Origin of the sequence: uncultured Ferrimonas sp. (assembly GCF_947489035.1) — a bacterium.
Classification (GTDB): Bacteria; Pseudomonadota; Gammaproteobacteria; order Enterobacterales; family Shewanellaceae; genus Ferrimonas.
This window is the reverse complement of record NZ_CANLCI010000001.1, coordinates 198041-216937: the sequence shown is the minus strand read 5'-3', so window position 1 is coordinate 216937 and position 18897 is coordinate 198041. Positions and strand designations below refer to the sequence as shown.

Sequence of the window (18897 nt, the reverse complement as noted above, 5' to 3'; positions counted from 1 at the left end):
TATTAGCGTAACCATGATGGCACCTGTTGTTGCTGCCATTGCCAAATTCGGGTGATCCCTTGGCTGCAGCGATGGCGTAAGCGGCTGAGGATCAAGTAGAGGTAGGGCACCAGCAACAAACTGGTGGCGGTAGAGAAGGTGAGCCCACCAATAATGGCAATGGCCATCGGCGTGTAGCTGGGGCCGCCGCCAGCGATGCGGGTGTCGCCCAACGCTAACGGCAATAGGCCCAAGATGGTGGTGGCCACGGTCATCAATACCGGCCGCAATCGACCCACGGCGGCATCCAAGATCGCTTGCTGTAAGTTTTCCAGTTTGGGTTGGCGTTGATTGATTTGATCCACCAGCACAATGCCGTTATTGACCACCACCCCCATCAACACCAAGATGCCGATCATCGCCATCACGCTCATGGTTTGGCCGGTAAACATAAAGGTCCAAAATACGCCAGTAATGGCAAATAAGATCGAGCTGATCACCGCGGTTGGCAGCAACAGCGATTCAAACAGCGCGGCCATCACGATGTAGATCATCACCACCGCCAGCAGCATGTTGGTCAGCATTAACGCTTCGCTTTCATCTTGGTACTGAAAGCCACCACTGAAGCTGTAGCTGTACCCTTCGGGCCAGTTGATGCCATCCAGTACGGTGCTGATCTCTTGCTGCAACTCATCGAAGTCGCGGTCGTCGATGTTGCCGCCAATGGCCAACGAGGTTTGTCGATTGTAGTGGCGGATCTCGTCCAGGCGTGGTTGCTCGGTAAAACGAGCGACCTGCTGCAAGGTGATCACTTTGCCATCGACTTTGCCGAGGGGCAGCTGCGCCAGTTTGTCGCCGGACTGCTGCCACGGCTCTGGCCACTGCAAGCGGATGGCGACTTCGCCGTTGGCGTCGTGACGGTAAGAGCGCAGGGTTTGCCCGCGCAGCGCCGTTGCTACGGTGGCGGCGCTTTGTTGCAGCGAGAGCCCCAACTGCGCCAAGCGTTGTCGGTCGAAGCGGATCAGCAGCTCTTGCTGACCCGCAGACAGATCGCTGCGTACATCGGATAACCCTTCGATGCCAGTCAGGAGCGGAATGACCTGTTCAGACAGCGTCATCAGCTGCTCGGTGGAGCGGCCGCGCAAATGAATGCGCATGCCGCGATCGTCGCCGCCATTCCAGCCAAACATCGGCTTGGCGTAGGCATACTTAGGAAAGCCAGCGGCGATCTTCTCTTTCAATTCGTTCATCGGCAGAGGCAGTTCATCCCGCATCAGCAAGGTGGTTTGCAGGTCATGGTTGGCGTAATAGCTGTACACCGATTCAAACCCAAACTCCTGCTGGTTGGCGTACAGGTACTCCTCCATGGTGTTGATCATCGCTTCGCTGTAATCCAGATGGTGCCGTCCTTGCATCTGGTAGTTGATGAACAATCGCTCTTGGCTGCCTTCATCGTCGTCACCACCGGTTACTTGGGACAGCGGCAAGGCGGTGCTGGCCAACAGCCCCACGGCGATAACGCCGCTGGCAACCGGATGCGCCAAGGTCCAGCCCAGCATGCGTCGATAGCGGGGGGATTCCATCTTTTTGCCGCTTTGCCCTAAGTTGCTGAACTTAAACAGCAGCAGCGGCAATAAGGTGCGCGAGATCAGCAAGCTGGCCAGCAGCGATAAACAGATAGAGATGGCTACGTGCTCCAGAAATACCGTGAGCTCGACCTTAACCCCAAAGATGTTCGGCAAGAACACAATGGCGGTGGTTAGGGTGCCGGCCAACACCGCCAAGCCCACATTATCAACGCCGTCGATCACCGCTTGGCGGCGATTTTCCGGCGGCTGCTGCAACACGCTTTCACTGACCACCACGGCGTTATCAATCAGCATTCCCACCGCCAACAGCAAGCCCATCATCGACAAGATATTGAGGCTGTAGCCCAGCAGATACATCAGCCCTAGGGTGATGCAAATGGACATCGGCACCGAAATCACAATGATGGCAGTGGTGAGCGGGTTACGGATAAACAGAAACAACACGGCAAACGACAATAACGCCCCAAGGCCACCGGCTTGAGCCAGCGAGCTGAGGGAGTTTTTGACTCCGTCGGCCTGATCGTCCATCACAAACAGTTCAATGCCATCAAACTGGGCGCTGTTGCGTACCGCTTCAATCACCGGCATAACCCGATCCGCCACCTCAACCAAGTTGGCGCCGGACTCTTTAAACAGATCCAAGCCGACCGCGTAGCTGCGATCCAGATGACGACCTTCGGTGGCTTCGGGCTGCTTGAGGCTAATGTCGGCGATGTCACCTAGGCGCACATCACGGCGAACCACCAGTTGTTCGATCGCCTCTAGGCTATGGTATTCCCCTTGTTGCGACACCTGCCACAGCTGTTGGCCGTTACGCAGATTACCGGCGCTGAGGATAAAGTTTTGCTGTTGCAGTTGCTCGCTGAGCCACTGTTGATCAATGCTTCGTGCCAGCATCCGCTCTGGGGAAACTCGGATCTGGATCTGCATCGGCTCCACCCCATACAGGCTGACTTGCGAGATCCCTTCTATCCGCTCCAGAGGCCGTTTTAACTGCTTATCAAGCATGTCGAAGGCACGGGACAGATCCCGCTGCGACGACAAGCGCAGGGTCATGATGGGGGCATCGGAGGTGGCGAATTGCCAGATCATCACCCGTTCCACATCGGCGGGCAGCAGGTGCCGCACGGAATCGACCCGTTCGCGCACCTCCACCACTTTATTGCCGATGGACTCTTCCCAGGCGAAGTCCATTCGCACCCATGCTTCATCTTGGTTGGAGCCAGAGCGCATCTTTTTAACGCCGCTTAAGGTGGCCAGTGATTCCTCTAACACGGCGGTGATCTCGCGCTCGACTTCACGCGGTGAACTGCCGCCATAGGGCACCTGCACCGTGATCTGTGGAATATCCAGCCCCGGAAACATCTCCAGTGGCAGCAAGCGGGTGGACAGGCCGCCCAGTAACAGCAGGGCGATAAAGACCATGGTGATGGTAACGGGGCGCTGTAACGCCCACGCGCTGAGGCTGAACTTAGTCATGGGCAGGCTCCTTGCCGATAAAGCTGGCGTACAACACCGGCAGCACCACTAACGTCAGTAAAGTGGCCAAGCCCAAGCCGAAGATCACCGTAATGGCCATCGGCGCGCGCAACTCGGCACCGGCACCAAAGCCAATCAACATCGGCAATAACCCCAAAATGGTGGTGAGGGTGGTCATCATAATTGGCCGCAAACGGTTGGCGGCGGCTTGTTTGATCGCCTCGGTTAACGGCACCGATTGGCTGCGAAGCTGGTTGATCCGATCTAACAGCACAATGGCGTTGTTGACCACGATGCCACACAGCATGATCAGGCCGATGAACACCAACACCGAAATTTGGGTGCCGGTAAGCCATAAGCCCATGATGCTGCCCGCTAACGCCATGGGTACTGCGGCCAAAATCAGCAAGGGCTGACGGAAGGATTCAAACTGGCTGGCCATGACGATGTACACCAAGAATACGGCCAAGGCTAAGGCGATATAGAGCGAACGGCTGGACTGTTCCATCTCCTCGTTTTGACCACCAAAGTGCAGCTCTAAGCCAGGCGGCAGGCTCATTTGCGCCAGCATCGTTTTCGCTTCCGTCACCGCGGCGCTGAGGCTGCCGTAGCTGATCCCCGCGCTGATCACCGCGACCCGCTGCTGATCAATGCGGCTGATGGCGGCCGGCCCCACGGATTCGGTAATGTCGGCGACCGCACTCAGTGGGATAGGGCGGCTGCTGCCGGGGTTGATCACCAAGGCGCCAATGTCGGCCAGTTGATCCCGTTGCTGCACTTGGGCGCGCACGCGAATGTCGATCTTTCGATCCGCTAAGGTGTAGCGCGAAGCCAAGCTGCCACCGACCATTGTTGCCACCTGTTTGGCCACCTCGGGGGCGGTTAGACCAAGGCTGGCTAAGCGAGCGTGATCGAAGCGGATAGCAAGCTCTGGTTGGCCGTTACGCAAACTGTTGCTGATGTCGCTAAAGCGGTTGTTGTCGGCCATCGCTTTGGCAATGCGGCGGCTGGTGGTTTTTAGCTGTTCTAAATCGTAGCCACTGAGCTCAATCGCCAGTGGTTGTTTAAAGCTCAGCAGTTGTGGCTGTTTCAGCTCCGATTCCAGATCGGGAATGCGTTGTGCTTGCTGGCGCAGTACGGCCATAACCGTCTGCTGTTGGCTGGCATCGTCTAACACCACTTGCAACCGTCCCCAGTTTTCACCGCTGCGGCTGCTGGCGGACGCCATCTGGCTGGCACTGCCAGCTTGCGAGTAGGCGTGTGCCACCCCTTGCAGTGGCAACACCGCTTGCGCCAATTGATCCAGTACTGCATCGGTTTGCTGTACATCGGTGCCCGGGGGCAGTTGCAGCTCTAGGTAGAATTCGCCTTGGTTAAGGCTTGGCACCAGCTCCATGCCTAAACGTGGGGTTATCCAGGCGGCCACGGCGGTAAAACCAACCGCGATGACTAAGGTGATGGTTTTTTGCTTCAGTGCGGCGGCCAAAAGGTGCGGGTAGAACCATTCGACGGCTTGGTAACTGCGATTGAACAGCCAGCTTAGCGGCGCAAACAGCAAGCCAAGCGCTTTGCCTAATACGGTACCGAGCCATAGCAACAGCACCAATAGGGCACTGGGCAACCACTGAAACAGCAACACAAATGGGAAGCTGGCCAGCGTAGAACCGTAGTGACCGACTTTACCTAAGGTGCTGCTTGGTACTGGCTTTTTGTGACGTTTGGCCAAGGTTGGCCATTGCCACTGTTCACGACCGGCGAGCATCGGGATCGCGGTTAATGCAATGAGGAGAGACGCCACTAATGCAAAGGTGACGGTGAGGGCCTGATCGCCAAATAGCGCACCAGCAACGCCCTCCACAAAGAGCAGCGGTACGAACACCGCTAAAGTCGTTAAAGTTGATGCGGTAATTGCGGTGGCCACTTCACGTGTGCCTCGCTCTGCCGCTTGTTTGGCGCCTAAGTCTTTATGGCGATCGATGTTTTCCAATACCACGATGGCGTTATCAACCAGCAAGCCCACGGCAAGGGCGATGCCACCCAGCGACATCAGGTTGAGGCTGATCCCAGCGAAGTACATCAGGTTAAAGGTGGCGATCACCGACACTGGAATGGTTAACGAGATGATCAGGGTGGGCTTGAGTTGGCGTAAAAACAGGAAGATCACCAGCATCGCCAGCAGGGCACCAATAATGGCGGCGTTGGTGACCTCTTTTACGGCCCCAGCAATGAATTGCGATTGGTCGTATAAGATCTCCAGTGGGCGGCTGTCTGGCCGTTCTTTCAGCTGTTCTAACTTGGCTTTGACGGCGTTGGCTACCGCGACGACGTTCGCATCGCCTTCTTTATAGATGGCCACTTCGACCGCATTGGCGCCATCAACCCGAGACACATCGGTGCGCTCGGCATAGCCATCAACCACAGTGGCAATGTCGAGCAAGCGCAGTTGGCGATTGCCGTCGCGATAGATAACGATGTTGGCCAGCTCATCAATGCTGTTGAACTGATTTAAGGTGCGGACCAGCAGCTCTTTGCTGCCTTGGTTGAGCTTGCCCGCAGACAAGTTAATGTTTTCCGCACTAATGCGGTTGATGATCTGCTCTGGGGTTAACGCCAGCTGCGCCAACTTATCTTGGTCGAGTTGGATCTGCACTTCGCGCACCAAGCCACCGGCGGGGCGAACCGACGCCACTCCGTCGATGATCTCCAGTTGCCGCTTCAGATCGTCATCCGCCCAGGTGCGTAGGGCAATCAGTTGCGACAGTTCACCGCTTTCGCTTTTTAGCCCCAGCCGCATGATCGGGTCTAAATTGGGGTTAAAACGTAAAATCAGCGGCTTATCTACATCTAACGGCAGCAAGATGGCGTCGAGTTTTTCTCGTACGTCCAGCGCCGCGAGATCCATGTCGGTGCCCCAGTTAAATTCCAGCTGCAGATCCGATAAGCCAGAGCGCGAGGTTGAGCTCATGCGGCGCAGCCCTTTCACCGTGCCGACCGATTCCTCAATCGGTTTAGAGACCAACTGCTCTAACTCTGCCGGCGCAGCGCCGGGGTAGAGGGTACGTACGGTTAACGTGGGGTAGTTCATGTCGGGCAGCAGCGTTACTGGCAAGCGGCCAAAGCCAACCATGCCGAACAACATCAGGGTTAACATCCCCATCCACACGGTGACCGGCCTTTTGATGGCGGTTTTAATTAGGCTCATGCTGATCAGTCCTTAATCTTTGGCGGCTAAACGCAGGGTGTTAACCACCTCAACATCGGCGTCATCCTTCAGCTGGTGCTGACCTCGGATCACCACCTGCTCTCCGGCATCCACCCCACTGAGCACTTCCACTTGACCGTTATCGCTGTATCCCAAGGTGACGTTGCGGATCTGCGCTTTGTTGTTGCTGATCACAAACACGGCGTGGCCGTTGTCTTGGCGCAGCAGGGCGTTGCGCGGCATGACGGTGGCGTCCATGTGGGTATCAAACTGCAACTTGGCTTTGGCTAACATGCCGCTGCGCAGTTGGCCGTGTTGGTTGGGCACCGCGAGGGTTACTTTGATGGTGCCACTGGCGCTGTCTACGGTCGGTGCAATGCGCAGCACCTTGGCGTTGTGGCTGTGAGCAAGGCCATCAATCTGTAATTTAGCCAATTGGTTTAAGGCCACATTACTGATCTCTTGCTCCGGCAGGTGAATGATGGCGTGCAGCTGCTGCTGTTGCACTACATGGAACAGGTTGGTGGCCATTTCGGTGGCCATGTTGCCACGGTCAATCTGGCGCTTGGCGACGACACCGTTGATGGGGCTGCTTACTTGACTGTATTGCAGGTTGAGCTGGGCTAAGTCGCGATCGGCGAGGGCGGATTGGCGCCGGTAAGATAACTTCGCCATCGCTTCTTCACTCACCAATTGTTTGTTGGCAATCGCCTGCATCCGCGCTAATTCTTGGTCAATCACGTCCAATTCCGCTTGGGCCTTGTTCAGGGCCAAGCGGTAGTGTTTGGGATCGATGCTGGCCAGCAGTTGCCCAGCCTGAACGTTATCGCCCTCTTCGGCATGAATTTCTTCCACCATGCCGCTGACTCGGGCCACAACTTGCGCTTCTTGGGGCGCTTCTAGTAAGGCGGTGGTTTGATAAAAGTGCGAAATGGCACTGCTACTGGCCAATTGAATTTCCACTGGCATGGCGATGATTTTTGCCTGTTCAGGCTCAGCATCAACGCTTTCTTCCGCGGTGGGTGCGCAGGCACACAGTAATCCAGTAGCAAAAACAGCGGCGACAAGTTTCAATTCCATGATGACAGTACCCATTTGGTTAATTTTCTGAGGACTAACCAAGCTAGAATCGTGCCAACAAATAAATCCTTTAATTACAGTTATTTATATTGGATTCGGGATAATGAAGTGACCGGTTGGCGCACTTGTTGGTGAGATGTGAAATTTCGGTGGTGAATTTAACAATCTTGTTTTTGGGCAGTGAATATCGATTGCCATAATCGAGGTAAACGGTTGCGTAACCCTTTTTTATGGATAAAAAAAGCCAGCCCGAAGGCTGGCTTAGTTAACGCAACATCGTATTAACGTTCCGTACCGGGCACGTATTGGCGTTGTTTGGCGCCGGTGTACAGCTGGCGCGGGCGGCCAATTTTGTGGCCGGGTTGGCTTAACATCTCTTGCCAGTGAGATACCCAACCTACGGTACGAGACAGGGCGAAGATCACCGTGAACATCGAGGTTGGAATGCCAATGGCTTTCATGATGATGCCAGAGTAGAAATCGACGTTCGGGTACAATTTCTTCTGGATAAAGTACTCATCAGACAGCGCGATGCGCTCCAGTTCCATCGCTACGTCGAGCAGTGGATCTTGAATGTTGAGCTCAGCCAGCACCTCGTGACAGGTTTCACGCATTACGGTGGCACGCGGATCGTGGTTCTTGTAAACGCGGTGACCGAAGCCCATCAGACGGAACGGATCGTTCTTATCTTTGGCTTTGGCAATGAACTCAGGGATGCGATCCACGCTGCCGATCTCAGCCAGCATCTCTAGGCAGGCTTCGTTGGCGCCGCCGTGTGCTGGGCCCCACAAAGAAGCCACGCCAGCAGAGATACAGGCGAATGGGTTGGCACCAGAGGAGCCCGCCAGACGCACGGTCGAGGTTGACGCGTTTTGCTCGTGATCCGCGTGCAGGATAAAGATCCGATCCATGGCGCGTTCAACGATTGGGTTCACCACGTAATCTTCGCAGGGTACCGAGAACATCATGTTCAGGAAGTTACCGGCAAAAGAGAGGTCGTTACGTGGGTAAACGAATGGCTGACCCAAGTTGTACTTGTACGCCATCGCCGCCAAGGTTGGCATCTTCGAGATCAAACGGATGGCCGCGACAGCGCGGTGGTGCTCATCGTTGATGTCCAACGAGTCGTGGTAAAACGCAGACAAAGCACCGACAACGCCACACAAGATGGCCATTGGGTGTGCATCACGACGGAAGCCCTTGTAGAAGGTGGCTAACTGCTCGTGAACCATGGTGTGGTTGGTTACCAAGTCTTTGAAATCTTGCATCTGTTGAGCAGAAGGCAACTCACCTTTCAACAACAGATAACACACTTCTAAATAGCTGGACTGGGTGGCCAATTGGTCAATTGGGTAACCGCGGTGCAGCAAAATACCCTTGTCACCATCAATAAAGGTGATCTCGGATTCACAAGAGGCAGTCGCCATGAATCCTGGGTCGAAGGTGAAATGGCCATGCTTCCCTAGAGAGCTGATGTTGATCACATCGTGACCTTCAGATCCGGATTTGATCGGAAGCTCAATGGCGTCTTGACCAGGGATCTGGAGTGTAGCAACGTTCTCAGCCATAGCTGATTCTCCTTACTTCTTTTGTTATTCCATTTCTAACAGCGGGCTCATATTAAGTGAGCTAACTCACAAAAGCCAATTTGCAGGAATTAAACCATTTTTACGCCCCTGTAACATCTATCTGTTCGCCATGGATTAATAATCACTCGAGAGTAAGGGTCTGATTCTCAAATATTCCCAAAGTGTGATGTTTGTATTTGTTTCGGCACGTTTGTATACTGGCGCCGTCTCTCCACCACGGCCTGTTCTTAGGCTTATCTCAGGGTGAGTATCAAGTGATAAAAAATGTGACCAAGTACTATTAAAGTCGCATGTGGAGAGGGCTTGGCGAAGTGCTAGTTTCATGCTTGTGAGGCGTGAGGTTACAAATGACTCAGCCTGGCTAAAAACGATAATTATTTGCTCAATGGAGCTGAGTGAGCAGAACGTGAATAAGCAAAGACCTGTCAATCTGGATCTATCCCAGATCCAATTCCCGGCAACGGCTATTGCATCTATCTTGCATCGTGTTTCTGGTGTGGTGATGTTTGGTGCCCTTGCGGTTTTACTTTGGCTATTAGCCACTTCCTTGCAATCCGAAACTGGATTCAATTACGTCACCAGTTTGCTTTCCGGTGCGTTCTTCAAATTTATCCTGTGGGCTATTTTAACCGCCTTCGCTTATCACCTGTGTGCCGGGATCCGTCACCTGCTGATGGACCTAGGGTATTTTGAAGGCTCAATGGAAAGCGGCAATAACTCCGCTCGAGCAGCGTTTGGTATTGCGGCGTTGTTGTCGGTCATTGCGGGGATCTGGTTATGGTAAAGAATGCAGCAACCCTTGGACGCAGCGGCGTTCACGATTTTGTTTTACTGCGCGCCAGCGCACTGGTGCTGGCCAGCTACCTGATTTTTATTGTTGGTTACCTAGCCCTTACACCGAACGTTGATTACGCCGTCTGGCAGCAACTGTTTTCTGGCATCATGATGAAGGTTTACACCTTGATGACGTTGCTGGCGGTACTTATCCATGGCTGGATTGGCCTGTGGCAAGTACTGACCGATTACGTTAAGCCTGCGGGCTTACGTGCTGCTGGCCTGTTTGCGGTCATCCTAGTGTTACTGGCGTACTTATTCGCTGGTGTTGTAATCCTGTGGGGTGTGTAAGTGTCTATTCCAGTTAAAGAGTTTGACGCCATTGTAATTGGCGCTGGCGGCGCAGGCATGCGCGCTGCCCTGCAGATCTCCAAAGAAGGCAAAAGCTGTGCCTTGCTTTCTAAAGTGTTCCCGACCCGTTCTCACACCGTATCGGCGCAAGGCGGCATTACCGTCGCGCTGGGCAATGCCCACGAAGATAACTGGGAATGGCACATGTACGACACCGTTAAGGGATCCGATTACATCGGCGACCAAGACGCGATTGAATACATGTGTAAAACCGGCCCTGAAGCGATCATCGAAATGGAGAACATGGGTCTGCCATTTTCTCGCTTCGAAGATGGCCGCGTGTACCAGCGTCCATTTGGCGGTCAGTCAAAAGAGTTTGGCGGTGAACAAGCGGCTCGTACTGCCGCCGCCGCTGACCGTACTGGCCACGCGCTGCTGCACTTGCTGTACCAGCAAAATGTAAAGAACAAAACCGAAGTGTACTCAGAGTGGTACGCCTTGGATCTGGTGAAAAATGAAGACGGTGATGTGGTCGGTGCCACCGCCATCGACATTGAAACCGGTGAGATCGTTTACTTCAAAGCCAAGGCCACCGTCTTAGCCACTGGCGGCGCAGGCCGCATCTACGCTTCGACCACCAATGCCCACATCAACACCGGGGACGGCGTTGGCATGGCACTGCGCGCTGGCGTGCCAGTGCAAGACATGGAAATGTGGCAGTTCCACCCAACCGGCATCGCTGGCGCAGGGGTACTGGTAACGGAAGGTTGTCGTGGTGAAGGCGGTTACTTACTGAACAAAGACGGCGAGCGCTTTATGGAGCGTTACGCGCCCAACGCCAAAGACTTGGCCGGCCGTGACGTTGTAGCCCGCTCCATCATGACCGAAATTCGCGAAGGTCGTGGCTGCGATGGTCCTTGGGGCCCGCACGCTAAGTTGAAGCTGGATCACTTAGGCGCCGAGGTCTTGGAGTCTCGCCTGCCGGGGATCTGCGAACTGTCCCGTACCTTTGCTCACGTTGATCCGGTGAAAGAACCCATCCCAGTGATCCCAACCTGTCACTACATGATGGGCGGCATTCCAACCAACGTAACCGGTCAGGTTATCGACGTTGAAGAGAAGCCGGTGAAAGGGTTGCTGGCGGTAGGCGAGATCGCTTGTGTATCAGTACACGGCGCCAACCGCTTAGGCGGTAACTCGTTGCTGGATCTGGTGGTATTTGGCCGTGCTGCAGGTAAGCACTTGGGCGCAACCTTAGACGCTCAAGGCGAGCTAAAAGAAGCGACTCAAGCCAACATTGATGCCGCACTAACGCGCATTAACCGTTGGAACGCGTCGGCGGATGGCAACGGCGAAGATCCGGTGCAGATCCGCAAAGATCTGCAGCAGTGCATGCAGCTGAACTTCTCGGTATTCCGTCAAGGCGAAGCGATGGCCGAAGGCTTAGAAGAGCTGAAGAAAATTCGCGAGCGCCTGAACAACGCCAAGTTGTCTGACACCTCCAAAGCGTTCAATACCCAGCGTATTGAGTGTTTAGAGCTGGATAACTTGATGGAAACGGCCATTGCTACGGCAACCGCAGCCAACTTCCGTACTGAAAGCCGCGGCGCACACTCACGGGAAGACTTTACTGCCCGTGATGATGCCAACTGGCTGTGCCACACCATCTTCGATCCGCGTACTGGCGAGATGGGCCGTCGTGACGTCAACATGTCACCTAAGTTGCGGGAAGCATTCCCGCCGAAAGAGCGTAAGTACTAAGGAGGGCGGAAGATGAGTTTGCAAGTTTCTATCTATCGCTACAACCCGGAAACGGATCGTAAGCCGATGATGCAAGATTACACCTTGGATCTGCCGGAAGGCTCCGATGTGATGGTGTTGGATGTGTTGCACATGCTGAAAGAGCAGGATCCCACCCTCTCTTTCCGTCGCTCTTGCCGTGAAGGCGTGTGTGGCAGTGATGGCGTTAACATGAACGGTAAGAACGGCCTCGCCTGCATTACCCCAATTTCCGCCTTCGGTGGCAAGAAACTGGTGATTCGACCCCTGCCGGGCATGCCCGTGGTGCGCGACTTAGTGGTGGATCTCACTCAGTTCTACAAGCAGTACGAAAAAGTGAAGCCATACCTGATCAACGATGGCAAAACTCCCGCTCGTGAAAACCTGCAATCACCGGAAGAGCGTGAAAAACTGGATGGTTTGTACGAATGCATCTTGTGCGCTTGTTGTTCTACCGCGTGTCCGTCGTTCTGGTGGAACCCCGATAAATTTGTTGGCCCAAGTGGCTTGCTGCACGCCTACCGCTTCTTGGTAGACAGCCGTGATACCGCCACCGATGAACGTTTAGGTGAACTGGATGATGCCTTCAGCGTCTTCCGTTGCCACGGCATCATGAATTGCGTCGACGTATGTCCAAAAGGACTGAACCCAACAAAGGCGATTGGTCACATCAAGTCGATGCTACTAAACCGCGCGGTCTGAAGTAGGATACCGTTCTCGGACGGTTGAAAAGACACAAGGCCACGCTGTCAGAAATGATGGTCGTGGCCTTTTAGTTTGATGTTCGGGAAACGAGTTCCCGTGACGTATTACTCAAGGAATAAGAATGCGACAGGATTCCCTCAAGGCATGGCAGGATAGTACGCACTTCGCCGGCGCCAACGCAGCTTATATAGAAGAGCTGTACGAGGCCTATCTGGAAGAGCCGACTTCGGTCAGCGAAGAGTGGCAGGCAATTTTTGCTGAGCTACCGGGGCAGGGAGATGAAGTCGCCCATACCCCAATTCGCGAGTATTTCCGTGCCGCAGCACTGGATACCAACCGGTCTAAAAAGACCACGGTTGATCCAGAGCTAAGCGAAAAGCAGGTGCGGGTTTTACAGCTGATCAACGCGCACCGCTTCCGTGGCCATCAAGGCGCCGATCTGGATCCATTAGGTTTGTGGAAACGCGAGCCGGTAAAAGAACTGGATCCGCAATACCACGGTCTGACAGAAGAAGACATGGCTCGCCAATTCAACACCGGTTCTTATGCCGTTGGTGGCGATGCAATGAAGCTGGGCCAGCTGATCGATTCATTGAAACGCACCTACTGTGGTCATGTGGGCGCTGAGTACATGCACATCACCTCCACCGAAGAGAAACGCTGGATCCAGCAGCGGCTTGAAGGGGTCGTTGGGGTTGATAAGCTGTCGAAAGAGAAAAAAGTCCAGATCTTAGCGGGCCTGAATGCCGCGGAAGGGCTGGAAAAATACCTTGGTGCTAAGTTCCCCGGTGCAAAGCGATTCTCGTTGGAAGGCGGCGATGCCACCATTCCAATGATGCGTGAACTGATCTACCGCAGTGGCGATCATGGCGCCAAAGAGATGGTTATTGGCATGGCCCACCGGGGTCGTTTGAACATGCTGGTTAACATCTTGGGGAAAAAGCCTGGGGATCTGTTTGACGAATTTGCGGGCAAACACGACGAACTGCTGGGCTCTGGCGACGTGAAATACCATCAGGGCTTCTCGTCCGATTTTGCCACCCCAGGCGGCAACGTACACTTGGCGCTGGCGTTTAACCCATCCCACCTCGAGATCGTATCTCCGGTCGTGATTGGCTCGGTTCGCGCACGGATGGATCGTCGCGGCTGTACCGATGGCAAAAAAGTGGTGCCGGTGACCATTCACGGTGATTCGGCTATTGCCGGGCAGGGCGTAGTTCAAGAGACCTTGAACATGTCGCAAACCCGCGGCTTCTCTGTGGGCGGCGCTATCCGCTTGGTGATCAACAACCAAGTTGGTTTCACCACTTCAAACCCAATGGATACCCGTTCGACCGAATACTGTACCGACATCGCCAAAATGGTGCAGGCACCGGTATTCCACGTGAACGCAGATGATCCTGAAGCGGTGGCGTTTGTCGCTCAACTGGCGATTGATTACCGTTACGAATTTGGCCGCGATGTGTTTATCGATCTTATCTGCTACCGCCGTCATGGCCACAACGAAGCGGACGAGCCCAACGCCACGCAGCCGTTGATGTATCAGAAGATCAAAAAACACCCAACCCCACGTCGGATCTACGCCGACAAGTTGGTGGCCGCGCAGGTGATGGCCGCTGAAGAGGTGACCGAGCAAATCAACACCTACCGTGAGCAACTTGATGCCGGTGATTGTGTGGTGCCAGAGTGGCGCACCATGACCGAGCACAGCGTCGATTGGAGCCCATACATCGGCCACGATTGGGACGTTGAGTGGGACGCTAAGGTTGACGTAGCAGAGCTGAGCCAGATGGCGGCAATGCTGTCGGAAGTGCCAGAGTCGCATAAGCTGCAATCCCGAGTGGCCAAGATCTACCGTGACCGCCAAATCATGGCCAACGGCGATAAGCCGTTGGATTGGGGCATGGCGGAAACGTTGGCCTACGGCACCTTGCTGAAGCAGGGCTACCGTGTGCGCTTAACCGGCCAAGATTCCGGCCGTGGTACCTTCTTCCACCGCCATGCGGTTTTGCACAACCAAGAGAACGCCACCACCTACATGCCGTTACGGCATGTGGCCGCAGAGCAAGGCCCGATCGAGATTCACGATTCGGTGTTGTCTGAAGCCGCGGCGATGGCGTTTGAGTATGGCTACGCCACCGCGGAACCCTCAGGGTTAACCATCTGGGAAGCGCAATTTGGTGACTTTGCCAACGGCGCCCAAGTGGTTATTGACCAATTCCTGTCCAGTGGTGAACAAAAGTGGGGCCGTTTGTGCGGCTTAACGTTGTTGCTGCCACACGGTTATGAAGGCCAAGGGCCAGAGCACAGCTCGGCGCGTTTAGAGCGTTTCTTGCAACTGAGTGCTAACCACAACATGCAGGTGTGTGTGCCAACCACGCCAGCACAGGTTTATCACATGTTGCGCCGCCAGACCGTACGGCCAATGCGCCGCCCACTGGTGGTGATGAGTCCGAAATCGTTGCTGCGCCACCCAATGGCGGTCAGCAGCCTTGAAGAGTTAGCCAACGGCACCTTCCAGAACGTGATTGCGGAAATCGACGCGCTGGATCCAGCCAAGGTTGATCGGGTGGTGTTCTGTTCCGGTAAAGTTTATTTCGAACTGCTGGAGCGCCGCCGCAAAGAGGAACAGGATAACGTTGCCATTATTCGTATCGAGCAGCTGTACCCGTTCCCCGCGCAAGAGTTAGGCGACATTTTGGAAGCCTACCAGCACGTAACCGATTTCGTTTGGTGTCAGGAAGAACCACAGAATCAGGGCGCTTGGTATTGCAGCCAGCACCATTTCTGGGCCGCCATTCCAAAGCGTGCTCAGTTAACCTATGCCGGCCGGAGCGCGTCTGCGTCACCAGCGGTAGGGTACATTTCATTGCATAACACTCAGCAACAAGCGTTGATCGAAAGCGCGCTGAATCTGAACTAAGAACAAGACAAGGATTGAAGAACCGATGAGCATCGAAATTAAGGTCCCCGTTCTGCCGGAATCGGTAGCCGATGCCTCCATTGCGACGTGGCACGTTAAACCAGGCGAAGCGGTAAGCCGCGATCAAAACCTGGTGGACATCGAAACCGATAAAGTGGTTTTGGAAGTGGTTGCTCCAGAGGATGGTCAGATCAGCGAGATTTTGCAGGGTGAAGGCGAAACCGTCTTAGCAGAGCAACTTATCGCGAATTTTGTGGCGGGCGTGAAAGCCGGTCAGGAAGTGTCTAAAGCGGAAGCCGATGCCGCCCCTGCGGTTGAAGAGGGCGACGATGCCCTGAGCCCATCCGTGCGTCGCTTGGTGGCTGAGCATAACATCGACATCAGCGCCGTTAGCGGCAGCGGTGTCGGTGGTCGCATCACCAAAGAAGACGTAGAAGCCTTTATTAAAGCGAAACCGGCCGCCGTGGCGAAAGCCCCGTCTGCCCCCGCTAAGGCGCCAACCCCCGCCCCAGCGCTGAACGGCCGTACTGAAAAGCGCGTGCCAATGACCCGCCTGCGTAAGCGCATTGCGGAGCGTCTGCTGGAAGCGAAAAACTCTACCGCCATGCTAACCACCTTTAATGAGGTGAACATGGCGCCGATCATGAGCCTGCGTAAGCAGTACAAAGACGTCTTCGAACAGCGCCACGGGATCCGCCTTGGCTTTATGTCGTTTTACGTTAAAGCGGTAGTGGAAGCCCTGAAACGTTACCCAGAAGTCAATGCTTCTTTGGATGGCGATGAGGTGGTTTACCATAACTACTTCGACATCAGCATTGCGGTATCCACCCCCCGTGGTTTGGTTACCCCAGTACTGCGCGACGCCGACAAACTGTCGGTGGCGGAAATTGAACAAGGCATTAAAGAGCTGGCGGTTAAGGGCCAGCAGGGCAAACTGACCGTCGAAGAGTTGACCGGTGGTAACTTCACCATCACCAACGGCGGCGTGTTTGGTTCATTGATGTCGACCCCAATCATCAACCCACCACAAAGTGCCATCTTAGGCATGCACGCCATCAAAGAACGGCCAATGGCGGTTGATGGCCAAGTGGTTATTCAACCGATGATGTACCTGGCTCTGTCATACGATCACCGTATCATTGATGGCCGCGAGTCAGTTGGTTTCTTAGTAACCATTAAAGAGTTACTGGAAGATCCAACTCGTCTGCTGCTGGACATCTGATCTACCTGGGGCAGCGGTGCTGTCCCAGTTTCTACCCCAGCCGTGGTTGGGGAAAAGGACAACAAGAAGCACAACGGACTAAAACCATGAATTTGCACGAATATCAGGCAAAACAGATCTTTGCGGAATACGGCTTGCCGGTTTCTGAAGGTTACGCGTGTGAGACCCCACAAGAAGCAGCTGAAGCTGCCGGTAAAATTGGCGGCGACAAGTGGGTAGTAAAATGCCAAGTCCACGCCGGTGGCCGTGGTAAAGCGGGCGGCGTAAAGCTGGCCAGCAGCAAAGAAGAGATCAAAGAGTTTGCTCAAAACTGGTTGGGCAAAAACTTGGTGACTTACCAGACTGACGCCAATGGTCAGCCGGTAACCAAGATTTTGGTTGAGTCCTGCACCGACATCGACCAAGAGCTGTACTTGGGCGCAGTGGTAGACCGTGGCACCCAGCGTGTGGTGTTCATGGCATCCACTGAAGGCGGCGTAGAGATTGAAAAAGTTGCTGAAGAAACCCCAGAGCTGATCCACAAAGCCGCCATCGATCCACTGGTAGGCCCAATGCCTTACCAAGGGCGTGAATTGGCGTTTAAATTGGGCCTGAAAGGCGACCAAATTAAGCAGTTTGTCAAAATCTTCATGGGCTTGGGACAGATGTTCCTCGACAAAGATTTCGCCTTGCTGGAGATCAACCCACTGGTTATCACCGACAGCGGCAACCTGCACTGCTTAGACGGCAAAATTAACATCGATTCCAACGCCCTGTACCGTCAAGCCAAGGTTCGTGAAATGCACGATCCTAGCCAAGAAGATGAGCGCGAAGCGCACGCAGCGCAGTGGGAACTGAACTACGTGGCATTGGATGGCAACATCGGTTGCATGGTCAATGGTGCAGGTTTGGCCATGGGCACCATGGACATCGTTAACTTGCACGGCGGCAGCCCTGCGAACTTCTTGGATGTGGGCGGCGGCGCCACCAAAGAGCGCGTAACCGAAGCATTCAAGATCATCCTGTCTGACAGCAACGTGAAAGCGGTTCTGGTGAACATCTTCGGCGGCATCGTTCGTTGTGATTTGATCGCTGAAGGCGTTATCGGTGCGGTTGAAGAAGTGGGTGTTGCAGTACCTGTAGTGGTTCGCTTGGAAGGTAACAACGCCGAACTTGGCGCTAAGACCCTAGCGGAATCTGGTTTGAACATCATCGCTGCAACCAGCTTGACCGACGCAGCGCAGCAAGTAGTAGCCGCAGCGGAGGCCAAGTAAATGAGCGTGTTAATCAATAAAGACACCAAAGTGATCTGTCAGGGTTTCACCGGCGGTCAGGGTACTTTCCACTCAGAGCAAGCGATTGAGTACGGAACGCAGATGGTTGGCGGCGTATCCCCAGGCAAAGGCGGCAGCGTGCACTTGGGCTTGCCCGTGTTCAACACCGTACGCGAAGCCGTAGAAGCCACTGGCGCCACCGCCACGGTTATCTACGTACCAGCGCCGTTCTGTAAAGATGCGATTTTAGAAGCGATTGACGCGGGCATCGAACTGATCGTTACCATCACCGAAGGCATTCCAACGTTGGATATGCTGGAAGTGAAGGTGAAGCTGGACCAAGCGGGCGTACGCATGATTGGCCCTAACTGCCCAGGTGTTATCACCCCAGGCGAATGCAAAATTGGCATCATGCCAGGCCACATTCACAAGCCAGGTAAAGTGGGCATCGTGTCGCGTTCCGGCACCTTGACCTACGAAGCCGTTAAGCAGACCACCGACGAAGGGTTTGGTCAGTCTACCTGTGTTGGTATTGGTGGCGATCCAATCCCAGGCTCTAACTTCATCGACGTACTGGCGATGTTCCAGAACGATCCGCAAACCGAAGCGATCGTGATGATCGGCGAGATTGGCGGTACTGCTGAAGAAGAAGCGGCGGCTTACATTAAAGCCAACGTAACCAAGCCAGTGGTTTCTTACATTGCGGGCGTAACTGCACCACCAGGCAAACGCATGGGCCACGCTGGCGCCATCATTGCCGGCGGCAAAGGCACCGCAGACGAGAAGTTCGCGGCACTGGAAGACGCCGGTGTGCGCACCGTACGTTCGCTGGCCGACATCGGCAGCGCGTTGCGCGACATTACCGGTTGGTAATGAGCTAAATCACTAGATTTACAGAAAAAGCCCACCTTTTTGGTGGGCTTTTTGCTAAAACTAGCGCTTGGCAGTACGATTTGAGCACAATCCCAATGC

General features: G+C 54.6%; 12 protein-coding genes. 8 read left to right on the top strand and 4 right to left on the bottom strand.

The window, feature by feature from the left end:
* Positions 1 to 2: 2 nt before the first annotated feature.
* From Q0796_RS00890 to Q0796_RS00875, 4 genes are all read right to left on the bottom strand, one after another.
* Positions 3 to 3047 carry an efflux RND transporter permease subunit gene (locus Q0796_RS00890; RefSeq protein WP_298439289.1) on the bottom strand — a complete coding sequence of 1015 codons (3045 nt, stop codon included), beginning with the start codon at positions 3045 to 3047 and terminating at the stop codon, positions 3 to 5.
* A complete protein-coding gene (locus Q0796_RS00885; RefSeq protein WP_298439287.1) occupies positions 3040 to 6249 on the bottom strand; it encodes an efflux RND transporter permease subunit in 3210 nt (1069 codons plus the stop codon). Before Q0796_RS00885 ends, Q0796_RS00890 begins: the two co-directional genes overlap by 8 nt.
* Positions 6250 to 6261: 12 nt before the next feature.
* Positions 6262 to 7329, bottom strand: coding sequence for an efflux RND transporter periplasmic adaptor subunit (locus tag Q0796_RS00880; protein WP_298439285.1), 1068 nt, complete (start codon positions 7327 to 7329; stop codon positions 6262 to 6264).
* Between the two features lie 281 nt (positions 7330 to 7610).
* A complete protein-coding gene (locus Q0796_RS00875) occupies positions 7611 to 8897 on the bottom strand; it encodes a citrate synthase (protein WP_298439283.1) in 1287 nt (428 codons plus the stop codon).
* Between the two features lie 406 nt (positions 8898 to 9303).
* On the opposite strand from Q0796_RS00875, the gene sdhC reads away from it, so the two are divergent.
* The 8 genes from sdhC to sucD all read left to right on the top strand — a co-directional run bounded on the left by sdhC (position 9304) and on the right by sucD (position 18798).
* The gene (sdhC, locus tag Q0796_RS00870; RefSeq protein WP_298439281.1) at positions 9304 to 9702 is read left to right on the top strand and encodes a succinate dehydrogenase cytochrome b556 subunit; all 399 of its coding nucleotides are present in this window, start codon (positions 9304 to 9306) and stop codon (positions 9700 to 9702) included.
* Positions 9696 to 10043 (top strand): succinate dehydrogenase, hydrophobic membrane anchor protein, encoded by a 348-nt coding sequence (gene sdhD, locus Q0796_RS00865; RefSeq protein WP_298439279.1) that lies wholly within the window; start codon positions 9696 to 9698, stop codon positions 10041 to 10043. Before sdhC ends, sdhD begins: the two co-directional genes overlap by 7 nt.
* Positions 10044 to 11804 (top strand): succinate dehydrogenase flavoprotein subunit, encoded by a 1761-nt coding sequence (gene sdhA, locus Q0796_RS00860; RefSeq protein ID WP_298439277.1) that lies wholly within the window; start codon positions 10044 to 10046, stop codon positions 11802 to 11804.
* A 12-nt stretch (positions 11805 to 11816) separates the two neighbouring features.
* Positions 11817 to 12524, top strand: a complete 708-nt coding sequence (locus Q0796_RS00855; RefSeq protein ID WP_298439275.1) for a succinate dehydrogenase iron-sulfur subunit — start codon at positions 11817 to 11819, stop codon at positions 12522 to 12524.
* 124 nt (positions 12525 to 12648) lie between these two features.
* A complete protein-coding gene (gene sucA / locus Q0796_RS00850; protein ID WP_298439273.1) occupies positions 12649 to 15450 on the top strand; it encodes a 2-oxoglutarate dehydrogenase E1 component in 2802 nt (933 codons plus the stop codon).
* Positions 15451 to 15475: 25 nt separating this feature from the next.
* Positions 15476 to 16672, top strand: a complete 1197-nt coding sequence (odhB, locus tag Q0796_RS00845; RefSeq protein WP_298439271.1) for a 2-oxoglutarate dehydrogenase complex dihydrolipoyllysine-residue succinyltransferase — start codon at positions 15476 to 15478, stop codon at positions 16670 to 16672.
* Positions 16669 to 17925 (top strand): ADP-forming succinate--CoA ligase subunit beta, encoded by a 1257-nt coding sequence (gene sucC / locus Q0796_RS00840; protein WP_363322297.1) that lies wholly within the window; start codon positions 16669 to 16671, stop codon positions 17923 to 17925. Before odhB ends, sucC begins: the two co-directional genes overlap by 4 nt.
* On the top strand, positions 17926 to 18798 hold the full coding sequence (gene sucD / locus Q0796_RS00835; protein WP_298439269.1) for a succinate--CoA ligase subunit alpha: 873 nt from the start codon (positions 17926 to 17928) through the stop codon (positions 18796 to 18798).
* The last annotated feature ends 99 nt before the right edge of the window (positions 18799 to 18897 follow it).

Bases quoted from the DNA above. Each gene is read 5' to 3' on its own strand.
- Q0796_RS00890 (WP_298439289.1), bottom strand. From the start codon at position 3,047: ATGACTAAGTTCAGCCTCAGCGCGTGGGCGTTACAGCGCCCCGTTACC.
- Q0796_RS00885 (WP_298439287.1), bottom strand. From the start codon at position 6,249: ATGAGCCTAATTAAAACCGCCATCAAAAGGCCGGTCACCGTGTGGATG.
- Q0796_RS00880 (WP_298439285.1), bottom strand. From the start codon at position 7,329: ATGGAATTGAAACTTGTCGCCGCTGTTTTTGCTACTGGATTACTGTGT.
- Q0796_RS00875 (WP_298439283.1), bottom strand. From the start codon at position 8,897: ATGGCTGAGAACGTTGCTACACTCCAGATCCCTGGTCAAGACGCCATT.
- sdhC (WP_298439281.1), top strand. From the start codon at position 9,304: ATGGAGCTGAGTGAGCAGAACGTGAATAAGCAAAGACCTGTCAATCTG.
- sdhD (WP_298439279.1), top strand. From the start codon at position 9,696: ATGGTAAAGAATGCAGCAACCCTTGGACGCAGCGGCGTTCACGATTTT.
- Q0796_RS00855 (WP_298439275.1), top strand. From the start codon at position 11,817: ATGAGTTTGCAAGTTTCTATCTATCGCTACAACCCGGAAACGGATCGT.
- sucA (WP_298439273.1), top strand. From the start codon at position 12,649: ATGCGACAGGATTCCCTCAAGGCATGGCAGGATAGTACGCACTTCGCC.
- odhB (WP_298439271.1), top strand. From the start codon at position 15,476: ATGAGCATCGAAATTAAGGTCCCCGTTCTGCCGGAATCGGTAGCCGAT.
- sucD (WP_298439269.1), top strand. From the start codon at position 17,926: ATGAGCGTGTTAATCAATAAAGACACCAAAGTGATCTGTCAGGGTTTC.